This window comes from Pseudomonas sp. SDI (assembly GCF_003105155.1).
Taxonomy (GTDB): domain Bacteria; phylum Pseudomonadota; class Gammaproteobacteria; order Pseudomonadales; family Pseudomonadaceae; genus Aquipseudomonas.
The window spans coordinates 74,147-92,922 of sequence record NZ_QETK01000001.1 but is presented as its reverse complement, the minus strand read 5'-3'; the positions used below and the strand labels follow the sequence as shown (position 1 = coordinate 92,922).

The window sequence follows — 18,776 nt, the reverse complement described above, 5'->3', positions numbered from 1 at the left end:
CAAGCGCTGCTCCTTTTTCCCGGATAGGCAGACAGCCCATGAGCTTGAAACGAACCCTCGCGCTGAGCGCGGTTTCCTTGATGTTGTGCACCGAGGTCAGTATGGCGAGCAGCCTGTTACTCCCCAACCCCGGCCAGTTGGCCGGCGATTGGCAGCTTTACACCGAAGGCGATGGCACCGCCCCTTGCAGGTTGCAACTGCAAGCGCCGGAAACCAAGCTGGGCGGCGACATCGAGTGTGCGGCCCGGCTCATCGGCGAGCGGCCGAGCGGCTGGTTGGTCACCCCGGATACCCTGGCCTTTGTCGGCAACGGCGGCACGACCCTGGTGCACTTCAATCGCGCCGCCCCGAACGTTTACAAGTGGCGCACCCACGACAATAAACAACTGGTGTTGGAACGTATAACCAAAGCATAAAAAAGCGACGCTGCTGGTAATAAGGAAGCGCCGAATTTTCAGGGATTGAAAGGCGGACAATGAACACACCGACGCGCCAAGCCGGTGCTCCTTTGTGGGCGGCACTGGCTGACTATAAATCGATACTTGTCAGTGTCGGCTGTTTTACCGCATTGATTAATCTGCTGATGCTGGTGCCGTCGATCTACATGTTGCAAGTGTACGATCGGGTACTCTCTTCGCAGAATGAAACCACCTTGTGGATGTTGACCCTGATGGTGGTCGGCTTCTTTATTTTTATTGGCGTGCTGGAAGGCATTCGAAGTTTCATTGTTATCCGCGTGGGTAATCAACTGGAGCAGAGGTTCAATGCCAACGTGTACCGCGCCGCTTTCCAGCGCAATCTACGCCAGCACGATGGGTATGCCGGTCAGGCTCTCGGCGACCTGACCCAGCTGCGTCAGTTTGTCACCGGGCCGGCGTTATTCGCTTTTTTCGATGCACCGTGGTTCCCGATCTACCTGGCGGTAATCTTCCTCTTCAACGTCTGGCTGGGCGTGCTGGCCTGTGCTGGCGCGGCGTTGCTGGTGGTGCTGGCAGTGCTCAACGAGCGGCTCACGCACACACCGCTGGTGCAAGCCGGCAACCTGCAGCAGCAATCGGCGCACCTTGCCGGCAGCCACCTGCACAATGCCGAAAGCATTCAGGCCATGGGCATGCTCGACGCGTTGCGCCAGCGCTGGTTTGCCCTGCACAGCCGCTTTCTGGGCTTGCAGAACCAGGCCAGCGACACCTCGGCGGTGATCACGGCCATCAGTAAAACCCTGCGCCTGTGCCTGCAATCGCTGGTGCTCGGGCTCGGCGCGCTGTTGGTGATCGAAGGGCACATGACCCCCGGCATGATGATCGCCGGCTCGATCCTGATGGGCCGGGTACTCAGTCCGATCGACCAACTGATTGCCGTGTGGAAGCAGTGGAGCGGCGCGCAGCAGGCCTACCAGCGCCTCGATACGCTATTGCGTGATTTCCCCGAAGCAGCTGCCGCCATGGACCTGCCGGCGCCGAGCGGACGCCTGAGCGTCGAACAGCTTAGCGCCGGTCCGCCGGGCAAGCGCGTGGCGACCCTGCAGCAGGTGAGTTTTGCCCTCAACCCCGGTGAAGTGTTGGGGGTGTTGGGCACGTCCGGCTCCGGCAAGTCGACCCTGGCCAAGGTGCTGGTCGGCGTCTGGCCGACCCTGGCCGGCACGGTGCGTCTGGACGGTGCCGACCTGCATCGCTGGGACCGCGCGGCCCTCGGCCCGCACATCGGCTACCTGCCGCAGAACATCGAGCTGTTGCGCGGCAGCATTGCCGAGAACATTGCCCGGTTTGCCGAACTGGATGGGCTGAAAGTGGTGGAGGCGGCGCGCCAGGCTGGTGTGCATGAGCTGATCCTGCGCCTGCCGCAGGGCTACGACACCCGCCTGGGCGAAGATGGCGGCGACCTTTCCGGCGGGCAGAAGCAGCGCATTGCCTTGGCCCGCGCGCTGTATGGCGGGCCGAGCCTGATCGTGCTCGACGAGCCCAACTCCAACCTCGACACCAGCGGCGAAGCCGCCCTGGCCAGCGCCATTGCGCTGATGAAGGCCCAGGGCCGCACCGTGGTGCTGGTGACCCATCGTTCCGCCGCCCTGGCCCAGGCCGACAAGCTGCTGGTGCTCGGCGAAGGGCGGATGCAGGCTTTCGGCCCGGCCGACGAAGTGATGCAGGCCTTGAGTCGGGCTCAGGAACAGGCCCAGCGCCCGGCGGCCAATGCCGCCGTGGTCGGGAGCAGTGGAGCATGAGCAAGGATGCGCAGATGACCCATGCAGTAGTGGCAGCGGCCAGTGGCCGCGATGCCGGTTTCTATGTTCGCCTTGGCTGGTGGCTGATCCTGCTCGGCTTCGGTGGCTTTATCGCCTGGGCCAGCCTGGCGCCGCTGGATCAGGGCATTGCCGTGCAGGGCACGGTGGTGGTTTCGGGCAAGCGCAAGGCGGTGCAGTCGATGGCCGGCGGCGTGGTCAGCCGGATCCTGGTGCACGAAGGGCAACGTGTGCAGCAGGGCCAGCCGTTGTTCCGTCTCGACCAGACCCAGGTGCAGGCCGACGTGCAATCGCTGCAGGCCCAGTACCGGCTGGCCTGGGCCAGCCTGGCGCGCTGGCAGAGCGAGCGCGACAACCGTACGGCGATTGCCTTCCCCGAAGCGCTGAGTCGCGACCCCGATCCGCAATTGAGCCTGGTGCTGGAAAGCCAGCGGCAACTGTTCAGTAGCCGCCGCGAAGCCCAGGCCCGCGAGCAGGCTGGCTTGCGCGCGAGCATCGACGGTAGCGTTGCCCAACTGGCCGGCATGCGTCGGGCCCGCGGCGATCTGGAGGCGCAGGCGGCGTCGTTGCGCGAGCAGTTGGAGAACCTCAAGCCGCTGGCCAGCAATGGCTATATCCCGCGCAACCGCTTGCTCGACTACCAGCGGCAACTGTCCCAGGTGCAGCGCGACCTCGCGCAGAACAGTGGCGACAGTGCGCGATTGGAGCAGGGCATTGTCGAGGCGCGGCTGAACCTGCAGCAGCGTCAGGAGGAATACCAGAAGGAAGTGCGCGGTCAGCTCGCCGAGGCCCAGCTCAAAAGCGTAACCCTTGAGCAGCAGCTGACGTCGGCGTCGTTCGAGTTGCAGCACAGCGAGATCGTCGCGCCGGCCGCCGGCATCGCAGTGAACCTCGGTGTGCACACCGAAGGCGCGGTGGTGCGGGCGGGCGAAACCCTGCTGGAAGTGGTGCCGCAGGGCACCGCACTGGAAGTGGAAGGGCATTTGCCGGTCAACCTGGTGGATAAGGTCGCGCCGCAGTTGCCAGTGGATATCTTGTTCACCGCCTTCAACCAGAGCAGCACGCCGCGGGTGACGGGCGAAGTGGCGCTGATCTCCGCCGACCAGTTGATCGACGAGAAAACCGGCCAGCCGTACTACGTGCTGCGCAGCAGCGTCAGCGAGCAAGCGCTGGCCCGTCTCGATGGTCTGGTGATCAAGCCGGGCATGCCCGCCGAGCTGTTCGTGCGTACCGGCGAACGCTCGCTGCTCAACTACCTGTTCAAGCCGTTGCTCGACCGCGCCGGCACCGCATTGACCGAACAATAGGACGCCTGTGATGAAGTGCTTGATGACCGGGCTGATGACGACGTTCGCCCTGGGTGTGGCAACGGCGGCGCAGGCCATGGGGCCGTTCCAGGTGTATGAGCAGGCCTTGCGCAAGGATCCACAGTTCCTCGGCGCGATCCAGGCGCGCGAGGCCGGCCAGGAAAACCGTGCGATTGGCCGTGCCGGGCTGCTGCCGAACATTTCCTACAACTACAACAAGGGCCGCAACGACTCCAAGGCGACCTACCTGGGCGAGGGCCGGCGCGGCAGCGAGGATCGGCGCTACGACAGCTATGGGTCGAGTTTCATCCTGCAGCAGCCGTTGTTCGACTACGAAGCCTATGCCAGTTATCGCAAGGGGGTGGCGCAGGCGCTGTATGCCGACGAGGCGTTTCGTGGCAAGAGTCAGGAACTGCTGGTGCGGGTGATGAGCAGTTATACCCAGGCCCTGTTTGCCCAGGACCAGATCGGCATCAGCGTGGCGAGCAAGCAGGCCTATCGGCAGCAGTTCCGGCAGAACGAGCAATTGTTCCAGCAGGGCGAGGGCACGCGCACCGACATTCTGGAAGCGCAGGCACGCTTCGAGCTGGCCGATGCCGACGAGATCCAGGCCCGCGATGACCTGGATGCGTCGCTGCGCGAGTTGGGCGCGCTGACCGGCGAGCCGGCGGTACGCATCGACGAGTTGGCACCGCTGAACGACGGCTTTGCCTTGTTCGGTCTGGAGCCGACGAGCTACCAGGCCTGGCAGGAGCTGGCGCTGGCCAATAACCCGGAGCTGGCGTCGCAACGCCAGGCGCTGGAAGTGGCGCACTACGAGGTGGAGCGTAACCGTGCCGGGCACTTGCCGCGGGTGAGCGCGTTTGCCACGTCGCGGCGGATGGAATCGGACAGCGGCAACACCTATAACCAGCGCTACGACACCAACACGGTGGGGATCGAGGTGAGCGTACCGATCTTTGCCGGCGGTGCTGTGTCGGCGTCGACGCGCCAGGCCAGCCGCAATCTGCAGCAGGCCGAATATGAGCTGGAAGGGCAGACGCGGGAGACCTTGATCGAGCTGCGCCGGCAGTACAACGCCTGTGTCTCGGGGGTGGCGCGGTTGAAGGCGTATCAGCGCGCGCTGACCTCGGCGCAGGCGTTGGTGGTGTCGACTCAGCAGAGCGTGCTCGGTGGCGAGCGGGTCAATCTGGATGTGCTGAATGCCGAGCAGCAACTGGCGACTACCCGGCGCGATCTGGCGCAGGCGCGGTATGACTACCTGCTGGCGTGGATCAAACTGCATTACTACGCCGGAACCTTGCGCGAGGAGCACCTGGCGCGGGTGGATGAGGCGTTTTTGCGCTGAAACCTAGCGACTGCTTTGCAGTCGATCACCGGATGAGTCGGGTCGCCCCGCGATAGGGGCCTACGCGATTTCCACCCGCGCCATCTTGCGCCCCGCCAGCCCCCAGACCCCCAGGGCAATCCCGGCAATCGCAAACCCGGCCAGGACAATCCCCATCCAGCCATGCGACTGGAACAGTTGCGTCCCCAGCAACGAGCCCAGCGCGCCGCCAATGAAGTAGCAAGTGATGTACCCCGCATTCAAGCGATTGCGCGCTTCCGGCCGCAGAGCGATCACCGCGTTCTGGTTACTCACATGCACCAGCTGCACCGCCAGGTCGAGCACCAGCACCCCCACCAGCAACGCCAGCAGTGATGACTGCGCAAACGCCAGCGGTACCCACGACAGCAACAATGCCAGCAGCCCCACCGTGGTCCCCAGGTTACCTTTGCCGCGATCCGCCAGACGCCCGGCCCAGGTCGCTGCCAGCGCCCCGGCAGCGCCGGCCAGACCGAACAGGCCGATCGCCGCGTCCGAATACTGGTACGGCTCGGCCGACAACAGGAACGCCAGCGGCGTCCAGAACAGCGCAAACAGGCAGAACGCCAACAGCCCCATCAGCGAACGCAAGCGCAGCACCGGTTCATCGATGAACAGCCGAAACACTGAGCCGATCAGCGCCGGATAGCCCAGCCCGGCATGCTGCCGGCGCTCCGGCAAGGCGCGGTACAGGGCCATCGCACTCAGCGCCATCAATCCCGCCGCCAGCAGGTAGATACTGCGCCAGTCACCCAGGCTGGCCATGAAACCTGCGGCTGTGCGCGCCAGCAGGATCCCCAGCAACAAGCCGCTCATCAGCGTGCCGACCACCCGCCCGCGTTGCTGCGGATCGCTCAGGCCCGCCGCCATCGGCACCAGCACCTGGGCTACCACCGAGAACAGCCCGGTCAGCGCCGTTCCCACCAGCAACCACGGCAGACTCGGGGCAAAGGCGCTGATCAGCAGGCCGAGGGTGCTGATGGCAATCATCGTGACAATCAACCGGCGCTGTTCGAACAGGTCGCCCAGCGGCGCCAGCAGTAGAAGGCCCGCGCCGTAACTGAGCTGCGCCGCCACGACAATGCTGCCGGCCGCCGCCGTGCTCAGGTGCAAATGCTCGGCAATGCTATGCAGCAACGGCTGCGCGTAATAGTTGCTGGCCACGGCCAGGCCGACGGCGGTCGCCATCAGCAGGATCAGTGCGCGACTCAGTGGGGCGGATGAGGTGGCCATGGACCGTCTCGCTTCAGGGGTAGGAGTGCCCAGTATCGAAAATGCACTAGCATGACGCCAATGTATCGTTCTCATCGAATTCATCTCTAAAACAGATAAGTCATGAACTTCAAGCCACTGGAATATGCCCTGGCCGTTGCCGACACAGACAGCTTCACCCGCGCCGCCGAGCGTTGCCATGTGGTGCCGTCGGCACTTAGGGGCGAAGCTATGACCTCAATGCAGCATAACTAGGCTCAATAACAGGGCGGTCTATGGCTAGCGATCAATATGCAGGTCACCACTGCAAGGTGTGTTACCAACAGTGGCTTGATGCGAAGCGACAAGAACCTGCACCACCAGAGGATCTACAAGGAAACTGGGAGCGGGCAGTCGCCGCGAACAAGACAGCCTATGAGGCGGCTGAGGCGCGCTTACACGCTGCACGAGAGCGGGAAACGAGCCAAAAGGACAAAAACTGCCGTGGGTACATTTTTGCAAATGTCCTGCAACCTGCCCGACGGCGTAGTAGATCACAACAATCCTGGTGGGTTCGTTCCACTCGAACAGCTGAAAGATTATGGCGACTGGGCCGTTTTAGGCACAGGTACGGCAATCAAGGCCGGTGGCACACCCTTACAACTGATTGGTAGCTCGACGACTGCAACCGCCATCGCCTCTCGATTAGGCGGCACTCTGTCCCTGGGCTTGATCGAAGGGAGCGCTATGCTGATGGCAGGCGCTGTGGTTGGCACCATCGGCATGCTGTTGCCCAATACAACCTCGGCTGACAGCGCCTTCTACACCAACGAGCAATACCACGCGCTAAGCGTGGGGCGTACCCGTGTCCGCCTGCATGTCCAACAGTTGTCAGCGGACACAATCAATGCCTACGGCTTTTACACGGGCCGTAAATCTGAATGGGAGAGCGCCAAGGTCATTGCCGCCACGCCACGCGGCGAGCAATTTGTGGCCGATCTGGGGCAGGGCATTGAAGTGATTTGGACGCCAGTTGCCGACCCTAGCCAGTTGGGTATCCCTGCGCTTGAAGGTGCTCCGAAACTACCGGCGGTATGGGTGTATCCGCCCACTGAGCAGTCCAATAAAGTCCTGGTCAATCCGGTGCATCCCACGGACTACCAGGACGCGATAATTTGGTTTCCGACTAAGCCTGAAATAGCGCCAATCTATCTATCAATCAGCGTTCGGAATGAGCCTGGCGTCGTCACTGGCATCGGCCAGGATGTGATCGGGATATGGTTGGCCGGGGCAAGCGCTGGGCTAGGGGCGCCGATCCCAACACGAATTGCTGACAGGCTTAGAGGGCGCGAATTCTCAAACTTTGATGCGCTCCGAAAAGCCTTCTGGGTCGAGGTTGGGAATGATCCTGAGCTGCTGAGTCAGTTCGTTCAGCGAAATGTAAAGCGTATGCAGAACGGTTATGCCCCCAATGCCCGCGATAAAGACACTGTTGGGAAAAGAAATACTTTTGAGCTGCACCACATTGAACGCATCGTCGATGGGGGGGCTGTCTATGACGTGGATAACCTCCGAGTCAATACTCCAAAAAACCATATCAACCTTCACCGGTAACTACCTATGGAAAAGAGCATTTCCGACTACACCGAGGCTCAGTTCATTCACTTTGTGGAGGAGCTATTTGCGGCCAACGACAATGGTGCCTCGGACGAAGTCCTGGGCGACCTTTTGGATCAATTCAGAAGAATTTCAGAGCATCCCGATGGCACCGACTTAATTTATTATCCTGAGGACGGTGCAGATGACTCTGCCGAAGGCATTACCAATACCATCAAGAAATGGCGTGAAGCCAATGGCCTTCCCGGTTTTAAGGCCGGCTCCTAGTAAGCCTTCAGGATGCGGAGCTACCTGCGCTCGCCGTACTCCGTGGCTTTGGGGGCAATCTCCGCCGTCAGCACACAACTATGTGGATGACGGCACCATTGCGCTGTAGTACGCCCAGCACAAATTATTGCTGGGGAAGACCCGAGTGTTCGTCGATTTCATCATCGAGCAGTTCGCTGCGCAGGGGCTGGCGCAGCGGTTCGATGCTGTTCAGCTGACCTTGATAACCTCATACGTCCGCCGCCCGCTCTCCAGCAGTAATTCGATCTCATCGCCTTCCACCTTGCCGAGCAAACTCTGCCCCAGCGGCGAGCGCGGGGTGATCACGGTGATCAGTTCGGCGCCTTCGGCAATCTTCAGGCCCGCCGCCTCCGGCCCGAGAAACAGCCGTTGCACCGCGCCCTCCAGGTCCTCCAGCAGCACCAGATTGCTCACCTGCACCCCGCGCTGCGGGTCATAGTCGCGCAGGCTCAACTGCTGATACGCCAGTTTCGCCAGACGAATCTCCTCCATGCGCCGTGCTTGTCCGGTGGCCAGGTACGAGGCCTCCAGGCCCAACGTGTCGTATTTGTTCTCGGCGATGTTTTCTTCCGCCGTGGCCGCCTCGTAGGCGGTCTGCGCGGCGCGCTGGATCATGTCGAAATCCACGCCCAGGCGCTCGATGATGCGCTGCAGCAGTTCAGGCTTGGTCATTTCAGTGGCAGAACTCAAGGACATTGGCCCGGCTTTTCTCGGTGGGTGCCGTGCGGTTCTGTTGCAACCAGAACTGGCAGGCAGGCTTGGACAGGTTGCGCGGGTCGCCCTGCATCTGTTGTTCGGCGTGCTCGACCTGCTGCTGGCGGAGGATCTGCTGGTATTGCTCGAACATGCGGTTCTGCTCCGGTGTCTGTTCCGCGGCGCCATATGGCGCTGGGGCGACCGGGGCAACGGGGGCTGCCGGCGGGGCAATGGCATCACGCAGTGGTTGTTGCACCTGCGGCAGGTACTGCCCGAGCAGCCACAGGCTCACGCCGATGGCGACCGCGCCGAGCCAGAGGCCGACGGCTACGCTGACAATCAGCGACACAGGATTGAAGGTGACGCGCAGTGCGCGCCGACGTGCACGGTAAGGCATGACAGCCTCCTGGCCAGGGCAAGGCCGCGATTGTCGCATGCCCGCAGGGTTTTATTCAGCGCTGGCACTGTCGCCAGCGCGCGTTTACCCGGACAATCGGCGATTTTTCACCTGCGGCGCAAGAGGGCCCGACATGAAAGCTTCCTGGGATATCTTCTGCTGCGTCGTCGACAACTATGGCGACATTGGCGTGACCTGGCGTCTGGCCCGGCAACTGGTGGCTGAGCATAATCTGCAGGTGCGCCTGTGGGTCGACGACCTGAACGCCTTCGTGCGCTTGTGCCCGACAGCCGATGTCGAGGCCGCGCAGCAGTGGCAGCAGGGCGTTGAGGTGCGCCAGTGGTCGACGACCTGGCAACCGACAGTGGTTGCCGACGTGGTGATCGGCGCCTTTGCCTGCCAGTTGCCGGCTGCGTATGTCGAGGCCATGCGCACGCGCGCCACCCCGGCGCTGTGGCTGAACCTGGATTACCTCAGTGCCGAAGACTGGGTCGAAGGTTGCCACGGGCTGCCGTCGCCGCAGCCCAACGGCCTGCGCAAGGTGTTTTTCTTCCCCGGTTTTACCGCCAAAACCGGCGGCCTGCTGCGCGAGGCCGACCTGCTGGCGCGGCGGCGCGCTTTTGAGCAGGACCCGCAGGCGCGCCAGGCGTTTCTCACGAGCCTTGGCGTGCAGGCGCAGGCGGGCGCGCGGCTGATCTCGCTGTTTGCCTACGAGAACCCGGGGCTGGCCAGCTGGCTCGATGCGCTGGCCGCCGATGATCGCGCCAACCACCTGCTGGTACCGGAAGGACGGATACTCGGCGACCTGCGCCGCTGGCTCGGCGACGACCCGCTGAGTGTCGGCGCTACCGCGCAGCGCGGGGCGCTGACCGTGCAGGTGCTGCCGTTCGTCAGCCAGGACGAGTACGACCGCTTGCTCTGGAGCTGTGAATTCAATGCGGTGCGCGGCGAAGATTCTTTCGTGCGCGCGCAATGGGCCGGGCGCCCGTTGCTCTGGCACATTTATGTGCAGGAAGAATATGCCCACTGGGAAAAACTCGAGGCGTTTCTCGATCACTACGTGGTCGGTTTGTCGCCCGCCGCCAAGGCGGCACTGGTCGATCTGTGGCGTGCCTGGAACATGGACCGCGACATGGGCCAGGCCTGGAATCAACTGCTGGCGCACTGGCCGGAGCTCAGCGCGCACGCCGAACGCTGGTGCGCGGTGCAAGCCGCTCAGCCGGACCTTGCCGCAGCGCTGGTACAGTTTTACCGAAATTGGCTATGATACGCGGCCTCGATTTTTGTAAATCCATCCAAATTCGGATATCACGCAATGAAAACTGGTAAAGAACTGAAACCCGGTACCGTCCTGCGGATCGACAACGACCCGTGGCTGGTTCAGAAAGCTGAGTTCACCAAATCGGGCCGTAACAGCGCGATCATGAAAACCAAGCTGAAGAACCTGCTGACCGGCTACAAGACTGAAACTGTCTACTCGGCCGACGACAAGCTGGACGACGTGATCCTGGATCGCAAAGAAGCGACCCTGTCGTTCATCAGCGGCGATACCTACACGTTCATGGACACTACCGACTACACCATGTACGAGCTGAACTCTGAAGACATCGAGGCTGTTCTGCCGTTCATCGAAGAAGGCATGACCGACGTCTGCGAAGCCGTGTTCTTCGAAGGTCGCCTGGTTTCGGTTGAGCTGCCGACCACCATCGTGCGTCAGGTTGACTACACCGAAGGTTCCGCTCGCGGTGACACTTCCGGCAAGGTCATGAAGCCTGCCAAACTGAAGAACGGCACCGAGCTGAGCGTTGCCGACTTCATCGAAATCGGCGACATGATCGAGATCGATACCCGCGAAGGTGGTTCCTACAAGGGCCGCGCCAAGTAATTCTGGCGTTCGCGAAAAACCCGGCCGAGGCCGGGTTTTTTTATGTCCGCGATTTACGCTTAGACGCTGACGTGCAGGCGTACATCGACATTGCCGCGAGTGGCGTTGGAGTACGGGCAGACCTGGTGCGCGGCGTCGACCAGCGCTTGCGCGTCGGCTTGCTCCAGGCCCGGCAGGCTGATGCGCAGGTCGATATCCAGGCCAAAGCCGCCCTCGATCTGGCCGATGCCGACTTCGGCGGTGATCTGCGATTCGGCGGGCAACTGGCGTTTGCTCTGGCCGGCAACGAACTTCAGGGCACCGATGAAGCAGGCCGAGTAACCGGCAGCGAACAGCTGCTCCGGATTGGTTGCAGCGCCGCCGGCACCGCCGAGCTCTTTCGGCGTGGCCAGTTTCACATCGAGAACGTTGTCGCTGGAAACCGCACGGCCATCACGGCCACCGGTGGAAGTTACGACTGCGGTATAGAGCGTTTTCATAGGAGCCTCGTACGTGTGTGGACTAGGGCGCCAGTGGCGCTGGCTGGGTACGGGATTAAATGTAGAGCGCAAATAGTTAGTGCGCAAGATAAAATTTCGGAATTCTCCCGAACGGTTATCGCGGGCGGCCTGCGCGTGCAGGCAAGCGCCGCGACCTAGAGGGCGCTAGAGGCTTTTTTGCAGGTTGTTGCGCAGTTCGAGCAGTTGCGCCTGTAATTGTTGCAAGCGCTCCAGCGACTGACCGCTGGCGCCCAGAATGCACGGCGGAATGCGTTGGGCCTGCGCTTGCAGGGCGCGCCCGCGGTCGCTGAGTTCGACGATCACCACCCGTTCGTCCTCGCGGCTGCGGGTGCGCTTGAGCAGGCCTTCGCCTTCCAGGCGCTTGAGCAGCGGGGTCAGCGAGCCGGGGTCGGTGAGCAGGCGCTGGCTGATTTCGCCGACGGTCAGGCCGTCGCGCTCCCACAGTACCAACATCGCCAGGTACTGCGGGTAGGTCAGGCCGAGCGCCTGCAACAAGGGTTTGTATACCTTGGTCATCAGCAGCGAAGTGGAGTGCAGGGCAAAGCAGACCTGGTTGTCGAGCAGCAGTGCTTCGCAAGGGGCGGTGGCGTTGGAGTCGGCGTTCATGCAGGTCCTTGGGTCGATGGTCCGTGAAATGTTAGCACGCAGGTCATTAGGGCGATTGCCAGCGCAGTTCGCTTTGCAGGGCCAGATCCCACGGTGGCACCGGGCTGAAACGGCTCTTGAGGAATTCGAGCAGCAAACGGCTGCGAGAGTTCGTTTCATGTTCCAGGCGTAAGGCATAAATGCCCGACGACTCGGCCGCGGGCAGGCCGCTGTCGCAGAACAACGCTACCAGTTCGCCGCGCAGCAGGTACTCGCTGATCAGCCAGGTGGGCAGGTGAGCGATACCCAGCCCGGCCAGCGCGCCGGACACCAGGGCTTCGGCGTTATTGGCACTCATGCGCAGGCGTGAGGGGCGAAACAGACGCAGTTGCCCATCCATGGCGAAGCGCCAGGCGAACGGCGGTGCCAGGCCGTCCCAGTCGAGGCCGTCGTGTTCCGGCAGCTCGGCCGGGCTGAGGGGAACGCCGCGCTGCTTCAGGTAGGCGGGGCTGGCGCAGGCAATGCGCACCATCTTCGCCAGCGGGGTGGCCACCAGCCGAGTATCGGCCAGCGGCCCGGCGCGCAGCACCAGGTCGACCTGGCCGAGATTGGCGCCGTGCATGTCGACGAAACTGTCGATCAGGCGCAGTTGCACGTCGAGGCCGGGGTAGGCCACGAGAAAGTCGGCGATGGCCGGGGCCAGATGGCGCCGGCCGAACGCGGCGGGCGCGTCCATACGGATCAGGCCTTCCGGAGCGCTGCTCAGCGATACTGCTTCGGCCCGCGCCAGGCGCAGTTCGCCGACGATACGCCGGGCGCGTTCGGCAAAGGCGAGGCCGGCCGGCGTTGGCCGCACGGCATGTGTGCTGCGTACGAACAATTGGCTGCCGACGGCGCCTTCCAGGCTGTCGATGCGCCGGGCCACGGCGGAGGGCGTCAGTGGATGGCGGCGGGCGGCGGCAGAAAAACTGCCGGTCTCCAGCACATCGAGGAACAGGCTCAGTTGGCCGGTGAGGGCATCGGGGTTCATGGTAGGAGGCTGCTTATGCGAGGTTGGCACAGCCATTGTGCGTTGCTGTGCGTTTCCCCGCTAGCCTGTGCTCGGTAGCATGCCCGGATTGCTTAATAGAGAGGCCGGCATGATCGAGTGGTTGATGTACATCGGGTTGGGCGCTGCGCTGGGGACCCTGGGCGGGCTGTTCGGAATCGGCGGTGGCCTGATCGCTATTCCGGTGCTGGGCGTGCTGTTCGGTCTGGACCAGCAAGTGGCCCAGGGCACCGCGCTGGTGATGGTGGTGCCGAACGTGTTGCTGGCGCTGTGGCGCTATCACCAGCGCAACCGTATCGAGTTGCGTCACGCCTTGCCGCTGGCCGCGGCCGGCTTTGTGTTTGCCTGGCTGGGCTCGATCTGGGCGGTGGGGCTGGATGCACAGGCGATGCGCTTGGGCTTTGTCGGCTTTCTGGTAGCCCTGGCCGGGTGGAACGTTGCGCGGATGTTCATGCGTAGCGCGCCGCCGTCCACCGAGCTGCGGCAGCCCTGGCCATGGCTGGGCGTGCTCGGCGCGGGTGCCGGGGTGCTCGGTGGGTTGTTCGGGGTGGGCGGGGCGGTGGTGGCAACACCGGTGCTGACCAGTGTGTTCGGCACTACTCAAGTGGTGGCGCAGGGCCTGTCGCTGGCGCTGGCGGCGCCGAGTACTGCGGTCACCCTGCTGACCTATGGTTTGCACCAGCATGTGCAGTGGGGCATGGGCATCGCGCTGGCGGTGGGTGGCCTGCTCAGCATCAGCTGGGGCGTGAAGCTGGCGCATGCGCTGCCGGAGAAGGTGCTGCGCTCGTTGTTTTGTGCGTTCCTGATTGTGTGTGCGCTGTTGTTGGCGTTCAAGGCCTGAGGCTACTTGAACCCCTCCACAATGTAATCCGCCAGGCAATCGGTAATCGGCGATTGCGTCTGCAGGTTGCGCAGCAGCATCACATTGGCCATGGGTAACAGCGGCAGCCCCTCGGCCTCGCCGAGAATCCGCAGGTTCGCCGTTAGCAGGCTCTGCAACTGTGCCGTCACCGCCAGCCCGGCACTCACAATCGCAAAGATCGCTGCCAGGCTCGGGCTGGTGTAGGCAATCCGGTACTCATGCTCCATTGCCTCCAGCGCATTGGTCGCCCACGACCGGCAGAAGCAGTCGCTGTTGAACATCGCCAGCGGCATCGGCCGTTGCTCGTGCGGGCAGAAGCCTTGCGCCGCCGCCCACACCAGCCGCTCCTGACGCAGCAGCTGGCCCACTTCATAGCCCGGCTCGCGGGTGACGATGGTCAGGTCGAGGTCCTGGCGCAGCATCAGCTGTTTCGATGTCTCGCAATGCACTTCCACCTGAATCAGCGGGTAGGCCTGAGCGAAACTCGAGAGAATTCCCGGTAGGAAGCGCATGGCGTAATCGTCCGGTGTACCGATCTTCACCATCCCGACCATATGCGGCATGCGCAAGGTATTGAACACCTCGCCCTGCAGCTTGAGGATACGTCGCGCATACCCGAGCAGCACCTGGCCCTCGGCGGTCAGACGCACTTGGCGGCCGTCGCGCTCGAACAGCTGGCGCTGGATGATGTCCTCTTCCAGACGCTTCATCTGCATGCTTACCGCCGACTGGGTGCGCTTGACCACTTCGCCGGCGCGGGTGAAACCGCCCTGTTCGGCGATGGCGACGAAGGTGCGCAACACATCCGAGTCGATACTCTGGTACTGGGACATTGCATCAATCTCCTAGATGCCAAGCATAAGAAACATTCGTTGGATTGATCTTAAGCCCGGCCCGACACTGAAGCCATCCTAACGGAGGGCAATAAGATGAAAGGCCATAGCAGCTCCACCTTGCACCTGAAAACCACACGCCACGACCTGTTCGGGACTCTCGCCCAGCAGATCGCCCGCTGGCGCCTGCTGTATCGCCAACGGCAAGAGCTGGCGAGCATGAGCGACGAGGCACTGCACGACATCGGCCTGAGCCGTGCCGATATCTTGCAAGAGGTCGAACGGCCGTTCTGGGATGACCCGCTGAAAAAATGAGTGCGCCGTCGCCGTACTCGCCGCTACTGTAAGGGGCTGTCGCACAAGGAGTCGGGCATGCCCCCTACGTCATCCTTATCCCTGGCCCAGGCCCGGCGGCTGGCCCTGGCCGCGCAAGGTTTCGGCACGCGTCCACGCCGTGCCGAGCTGGGCGCCGGGCACCTGCACCGTATGCTGCAACGCTTGGGGGTGCTGCAGATCGACTCGGTCAATGCCTTGGTGCGTTCGCACTACCTGCCGTTGTTCTCCCGCCTGGGCAACTACTCGCCGGCCTTGCTCGACCAACTCGCCTGGGGTCGTGGCCGGCAACGCAAGCTGTTCGAATACTGGGGGCATGAGGCGTCGTTGCTGCCGCTGGAGCTGTACCCGCTGTTGCACTGGCGCATGCAGCAGGCCCGCGAGGGCGTCGGCGTCTATCGTCAGCTCGCGCAGTTCGGGCGTGAGCGACAGGCAACCATCGCCCGCGTGCTGGCCAGTGTCACCGAGCAGGGCGCCCTGGGTGCCGGCAGCCTGTCGACCCGCCAGGAGCGCGCCGGGCCCTGGTGGGACTGGAGCGAAGAAAAACACGCGCTGGAATGGCTGTTCGCCGCCGGCCTGGTGACCGTCGCCGGGCGGCGCGGCTTCGAGCGCCTCTACGATCTGCCCGAGCGGGTGCTGCCGCGAGCTTTGCTCGACCTGCCGATGCCCGCCGAAGCCGAGGCCCAGCGCGGCCTGCTGCTGCATGCGGCCGGTGCGCTGGGGGTGGCCACGGAACAGGATCTGCGCGACTACTTCCGCCTGAGCCCGGCGCAAAGCCGGGCGCGGCTCGACGAGTTAGTCGAGGACGGGCGCTTGCAGCGCTGTGCCGTGCAGGGCTGGAAGCAGCTGGCCTACTGCCTGGAAGCGCCGAAAGTCCCGCGCAAGCTGACCGCCAGCGCCTTGCTCTCGCCGTTTGACTCGCTGGTCTGGGACCGCGGCCGTACCGAGCGGCTGTTCGGCTTCCGCTATCGCCTGGAGATCTACACCCCGGCGCACAAGCGGGTGTATGGCTACTATGTGTTGCCGTTTCTGTACCACGAGCGGATTGCCGCGCGGCTCGACCTGCGCGCCGAGCGCGCCCACCAGCGCCTCGCCATCCATGCGCTGCATGAAGAAAGTCCGGGCTTGGATGAGGAGGGGATGCTGGCCCTGGCGCACCAGCTGAATCACTTGGCCGCCTGGCTGGGCCTGGCGCGGGTGCAACTGAACTGCACCCGCGCCGACAGCGAACGCTTGCGTCAGGCGTTGATCCTGGCGGACCTTAGCGCCGCACCTGCTTGAGCGTTTCGGCGATCAGGAACGCCAGCTCCAGCGACTGATCGGCGTTCATCCGTGGGTCGCAGTGGGTGTGGTAGCGATCGGAGAGGCCGTCTTCGGTGATCGGCCGGGCGCCACCGATACATTCGGTGACGTTCTGCCCGGTCATCTCGATGTGAATCCCGCCGGCATGGCTGCCTTCGGCCTGGTGCACCTGGAAGAACTGTTTTACCTCGCTGAGGATCTGCGCAAAGTCGCGGGTCTTGTAACCGCTGCTGGCCTTGATGGTGTTGCCATGCATCGGGTCGGAGCTCCACAGCACCTGGCGGCCTTCGCGCTCGACGCTGCGGATCAGTGCCGGCAGGTGTTCGCCAACCTTGTCGGCGCCCATGCGCACGATTAGGTTGAGGCGGCCCGGATCGTTGCTCGGGTTGAGGATGTCGATCAGGCGGATGAGGTCTTCGGTGTTCATGCTCGGGCCGACTTTCACCCCGATCGGGTTGTTCACCCCGCGCAGGAACTCGACATGGGCGCCGTCCAGCTGACGCGTGCGGTCGCCGATCCAGAGCATGTGTGCCGAGCAATCGTAGTAGTCGCCGGTCAGGCTGTCGCGGCGCACGAAGGCTTCTTCATAGTTCAGCAGCAACGCTTCATGGGCGGTGAAGAAGCTGGTTTCGCGCAGTTGCGGCGAGCTGTCCATGCCGCAGGCGCGCATGAATGCCAGGGTTTCGTCGATGCGGTCGGCCAGTTGGCTGTACTTTTCCGCCAGCGCCGAGTTGGCGATGAAGTCCAGGTTCCACTTGTGCACCTGATGCAGGTCGGCAAAGCCGCCCTGGGCGAAGGCGCGCAGCAGGTTGAGGGTGGCCGTGGCCTGGTGATAGGCCTGCAGCAGGCGCTCCGGGTCGGGCACGCGGCTCCGTTCGTCGAAACCGATGCCGTTGACGATGTCGCCACGGTAGGCCGGCAGGGTGATGCCGTTGATGGTCTCGTCGTTGGCCGAGCGTGGTTTGGCGAACTGGCCGGCCATGCGTCCGACTTTGACCACCGGGCAGCCGGCGGCGAAGGTCATGACGATGGCCATCTGCAGCAGCACCTTGAAGGTGTCGCGGATTTTCGCCGCGGAGAATTCGGCAAAGCTTTCTGCGCAGTCGCCGCCTTGCAGGAGGAAGGCGCGCCCCTGAGTGACCTCGGCAAATTGCCGGCGCAGTTCGCGCGCTTCACCGGCGAACACCAGCGGTGGGTAACTGGCCAGGCTCTGCTCGACCTTGAGCAGGTGCGCGGCGTCGGGGTAGATCGGTTGCTGCTGGATCGGCAGGGCGCGCCAGCTATCGGGGCTCCAGGGTTGGCTCATCACAGGCTCGGTTATTATCGGTAAAGGGCAGTGCGGCCATGCTAACACCTGGCATGCGCCTTGTTGCACTGGGCGTATTGACGGACAATGGCGGTTTTGTTCGGGCACTCAGGGTTGCCGGGAGACAGCATGACAGTGGAACGGGTAGAGCGACTGCTGGCGCAGGTGCACGACGAGTTCGGCACCATCAGTGTGCTGGAGGTCGATGACTACCGCTTTCTCGAGTTCGGCGAGGCCATCGAGCAGAGCTGCGTATTCACCGCCGACCCGAGCTGGCTGGAGTACGACTATACCCGCGCCATGCTGATCGGTGCGCTGGCCCACGCCGAGCCGGAGAGCGCGCTGTTTCTCGGCCTGGGGGCTGGCACGCTGACCCAGGCCTGCCTGAAGTTCCTGCCGCTGGAAGATGTCGAGGCCATCGAGCTGCGCCCGGATGTGCCGCGCCTGGCCATCGAGTACCTCGGGCTGGACGACGACCCTCGGTTGTACATTCGTGTCGGCGACGCGCTGGAGCTGCTCGACAGCGCCGAGCCGGCCGACCTGATCTTCGTCGACCTCTACACCGACCACGGTCCGGGTGTCGGCCACCTGGCCTGGAAATTTCTCGAGAACTGCCAGCAACGCCTCAACCCCGGCGGCTGGCTGATCATCAACCAGTGGGCCGGCGACGACGGCAAGCCCTTGGGCGCGGCTTTGCTGCGCGGGCTCTACCATCGGCATTACTGGGAACTGCCGGTCAAGGAAGGTAATGTCATCCTGATGGTCCCGGCAGATCTCGAACAAACGCTCGACCTGGACGGCCTCAAGGCACGCGCCAGTGCCCTTGAACCGCGGCTTGGCTACTCGCTGCAGGGCTTGATCGAGGTGATCCGACCGGCGTCCTGAATAAAACGTTTCAGCTTCGGCCGCAGATGCCGCCTGTTGAGTAGGCTTCGATAAACGACAAAGCCTGTCGTTCCGAGGCCTTTAGGCGTCGTGTTCCAATAAAAAAGTCTCACGCGAATCTGTAATTCAGGTATAGTAC

General features: G+C 63.3%; 20 protein-coding genes and 2 pseudogenes. 14 read left to right on the top strand and 8 right to left on the bottom strand.

Translation table 11 applies throughout. The features are described 5' to 3' along the window. Positions 1–38 precede the first annotated feature (38 nt). From DCO48_RS00485 to DCO48_RS00470, 4 genes are read left to right on the top strand one after another with little or no spacing between them, the layout of a single operon-like run. On the top strand, positions 39–416 hold the full coding sequence (locus tag DCO48_RS00485) for an AprI/Inh family metalloprotease inhibitor (RefSeq protein WP_116548671.1): 378 nt from the start codon (positions 39–41) through the stop codon (positions 414–416). Between the two features lie 59 nt (positions 417–475). Then, positions 476–2,218: a type I secretion system permease/ATPase gene (locus DCO48_RS00480; protein ID WP_116548670.1), complete on the top strand. Its 1,743-nt coding sequence runs from the start codon at positions 476–478 to the stop codon at positions 2,216–2,218. Next, positions 2,215–3,543, top strand: coding sequence for an HlyD family type I secretion periplasmic adaptor subunit (locus tag DCO48_RS00475; RefSeq protein ID WP_305887837.1), 1,329 nt, complete (start codon positions 2,215–2,217; stop codon positions 3,541–3,543). The genes DCO48_RS00480 and DCO48_RS00475 overlap by 4 nt, the downstream gene beginning before the upstream one ends. A gap of 10 nt (positions 3,544–3,553) precedes the next feature. Then, complete coding sequence (locus DCO48_RS00470) at positions 3,554–4,891, top strand: TolC family outer membrane protein (RefSeq protein ID WP_116548669.1); 1,338 nt, start codon at positions 3,554–3,556, stop codon at positions 4,889–4,891. Between the two features lie 60 nt (positions 4,892–4,951). On the opposite strand, the gene DCO48_RS00465 is transcribed toward DCO48_RS00470, so the two are convergent. Beyond that, positions 4,952–6,142 (bottom strand): MFS transporter, encoded by a 1,191-nt coding sequence (locus DCO48_RS00465; RefSeq protein ID WP_256583936.1) that lies wholly within the window; start codon positions 6,140–6,142, stop codon positions 4,952–4,954. Between the two features lie 102 nt (positions 6,143–6,244). Between DCO48_RS00465 and DCO48_RS00460 the strand changes: the two are divergent. From DCO48_RS00460 to DCO48_RS22855, 4 genes and pseudogenes are all read left to right on the top strand, one after another. After that, positions 6,245–6,340 (top strand): annotated as a pseudogene (locus DCO48_RS00460) (LysR family transcriptional regulator); the annotation flags it as partial. Positions 6,341–6,604: 264 nt separating this feature from the next. After that, entirely contained in the window at positions 6,605–7,714 is a 1,110-nt protein-coding gene (locus DCO48_RS00455) for an S-type pyocin domain-containing protein (protein ID WP_256583935.1), read from the top strand. Positions 7,715–7,720: 6 nt separating this feature from the next. Then, positions 7,721–7,984, top strand: coding sequence for a bacteriocin immunity protein (locus DCO48_RS00450; protein ID WP_116548667.1), 264 nt, complete (start codon positions 7,721–7,723; stop codon positions 7,982–7,984). 79 nt (positions 7,985–8,063) lie between these two features. After that, a pseudogene (locus DCO48_RS22855) lies at positions 8,064–8,195 on the top strand (LysR family transcriptional regulator); the annotation flags it as partial. Here the strand turns inward: DCO48_RS22855 and DCO48_RS00440 are convergent. Both DCO48_RS00440 and DCO48_RS00435 read right to left on the bottom strand, forming a co-directional pair. Beyond that, positions 8,195–8,677, bottom strand: a complete 483-nt coding sequence (locus DCO48_RS00440) for a GreA/GreB family elongation factor (protein ID WP_116548666.1) — start codon at positions 8,675–8,677, stop codon at positions 8,195–8,197. The pseudogene DCO48_RS22855 and the gene DCO48_RS00440 overlap by 1 nt on opposite strands. A gap of 1 nt (position 8,678) precedes the next feature. Further along, complete coding sequence (locus DCO48_RS00435) at positions 8,679–9,098, bottom strand: hypothetical protein (protein ID WP_116548665.1); 420 nt, start codon at positions 9,096–9,098, stop codon at positions 8,679–8,681. Between the two features lie 133 nt (positions 9,099–9,231). Here DCO48_RS00435 and earP point away from each other — a divergent pair, with 133 nt between their 5' ends. Further along, positions 9,232–10,365 carry an elongation factor P maturation arginine rhamnosyltransferase EarP gene (gene earP / locus DCO48_RS00430; RefSeq protein WP_116548664.1) on the top strand — a complete coding sequence of 378 codons (1,134 nt, stop codon included), beginning with the start codon at positions 9,232–9,234 and terminating at the stop codon, positions 10,363–10,365. A 48-nt stretch (positions 10,366–10,413) separates the two neighbouring features. Next, positions 10,414–10,983 carry an elongation factor P gene (locus DCO48_RS00425; protein ID WP_116548663.1) on the top strand — a complete coding sequence of 190 codons (570 nt, stop codon included), beginning with the start codon at positions 10,414–10,416 and terminating at the stop codon, positions 10,981–10,983. Between the two features lie 59 nt (positions 10,984–11,042). Here the strand turns inward: DCO48_RS00425 and DCO48_RS00420 are convergent, their stop codons facing one another. From DCO48_RS00420 to DCO48_RS00410, 3 genes are all read right to left on the bottom strand, one after another. Further along, positions 11,043–11,462: an organic hydroperoxide resistance protein gene (locus DCO48_RS00420; RefSeq protein ID WP_116548662.1), complete on the bottom strand. Its 420-nt coding sequence runs from the start codon at positions 11,460–11,462 to the stop codon at positions 11,043–11,045. A 165-nt stretch (positions 11,463–11,627) separates the two neighbouring features. Further along, positions 11,628–12,089, bottom strand: coding sequence for a MarR family winged helix-turn-helix transcriptional regulator (locus tag DCO48_RS00415; protein WP_116548661.1), 462 nt, complete (start codon positions 12,087–12,089; stop codon positions 11,628–11,630). A 46-nt stretch (positions 12,090–12,135) separates the two neighbouring features. Then, complete coding sequence (locus DCO48_RS00410; protein WP_116548660.1) at positions 12,136–13,098, bottom strand: LysR family transcriptional regulator; 963 nt, start codon at positions 13,096–13,098, stop codon at positions 12,136–12,138. A gap of 109 nt (positions 13,099–13,207) precedes the next feature. Here DCO48_RS00410 and DCO48_RS00405 point away from each other — a divergent pair, with 109 nt between their 5' ends. After that, positions 13,208–13,957 (top strand): sulfite exporter TauE/SafE family protein, encoded by a 750-nt coding sequence (locus DCO48_RS00405; protein ID WP_116548659.1) that lies wholly within the window; start codon positions 13,208–13,210, stop codon positions 13,955–13,957. 2 nt (positions 13,958–13,959) lie between these two features. Here the strand turns inward: DCO48_RS00405 and DCO48_RS00400 are convergent, their stop codons facing one another. Further along, on the bottom strand, positions 13,960–14,811 hold the full coding sequence (locus DCO48_RS00400) for a LysR substrate-binding domain-containing protein (protein WP_116548658.1): 852 nt from the start codon (positions 14,809–14,811) through the stop codon (positions 13,960–13,962). 96 nt (positions 14,812–14,907) lie between these two features. Between DCO48_RS00400 and DCO48_RS00395 the strand changes: the two genes are divergently transcribed. Beyond that, the gene (locus DCO48_RS00395) at positions 14,908–15,126 is read left to right on the top strand and encodes a DUF1127 domain-containing protein (protein WP_116548657.1); all 219 of its coding nucleotides are present in this window, start codon (positions 14,908–14,910) and stop codon (positions 15,124–15,126) included. Between the two features lie 57 nt (positions 15,127–15,183). Continuing rightward, positions 15,184–16,425: a winged helix-turn-helix domain-containing protein gene (locus DCO48_RS00390; RefSeq protein ID WP_116548656.1), complete on the top strand. Its 1,242-nt coding sequence runs from the start codon at positions 15,184–15,186 to the stop codon at positions 16,423–16,425. Here the strand turns inward: DCO48_RS00390 and DCO48_RS00385 are convergent. Next, entirely contained in the window at positions 16,406–17,752 is a 1,347-nt protein-coding gene (locus tag DCO48_RS00385; protein ID WP_116548655.1) for a class II 3-deoxy-7-phosphoheptulonate synthase, read from the bottom strand. The two genes, DCO48_RS00390 and DCO48_RS00385, sit on opposite strands and share 20 nt — an antisense overlap. 129 nt (positions 17,753–17,881) lie before the next feature. Between DCO48_RS00385 and DCO48_RS00380 the strand changes: the two genes are divergently transcribed. Beyond that, positions 17,882–18,637 carry a spermidine synthase gene (locus DCO48_RS00380; protein WP_116548654.1) on the top strand — a complete coding sequence of 252 codons (756 nt, stop codon included), beginning with the start codon at positions 17,882–17,884 and terminating at the stop codon, positions 18,635–18,637. The last annotated feature ends 139 nt before the right edge of the window (positions 18,638–18,776 follow it).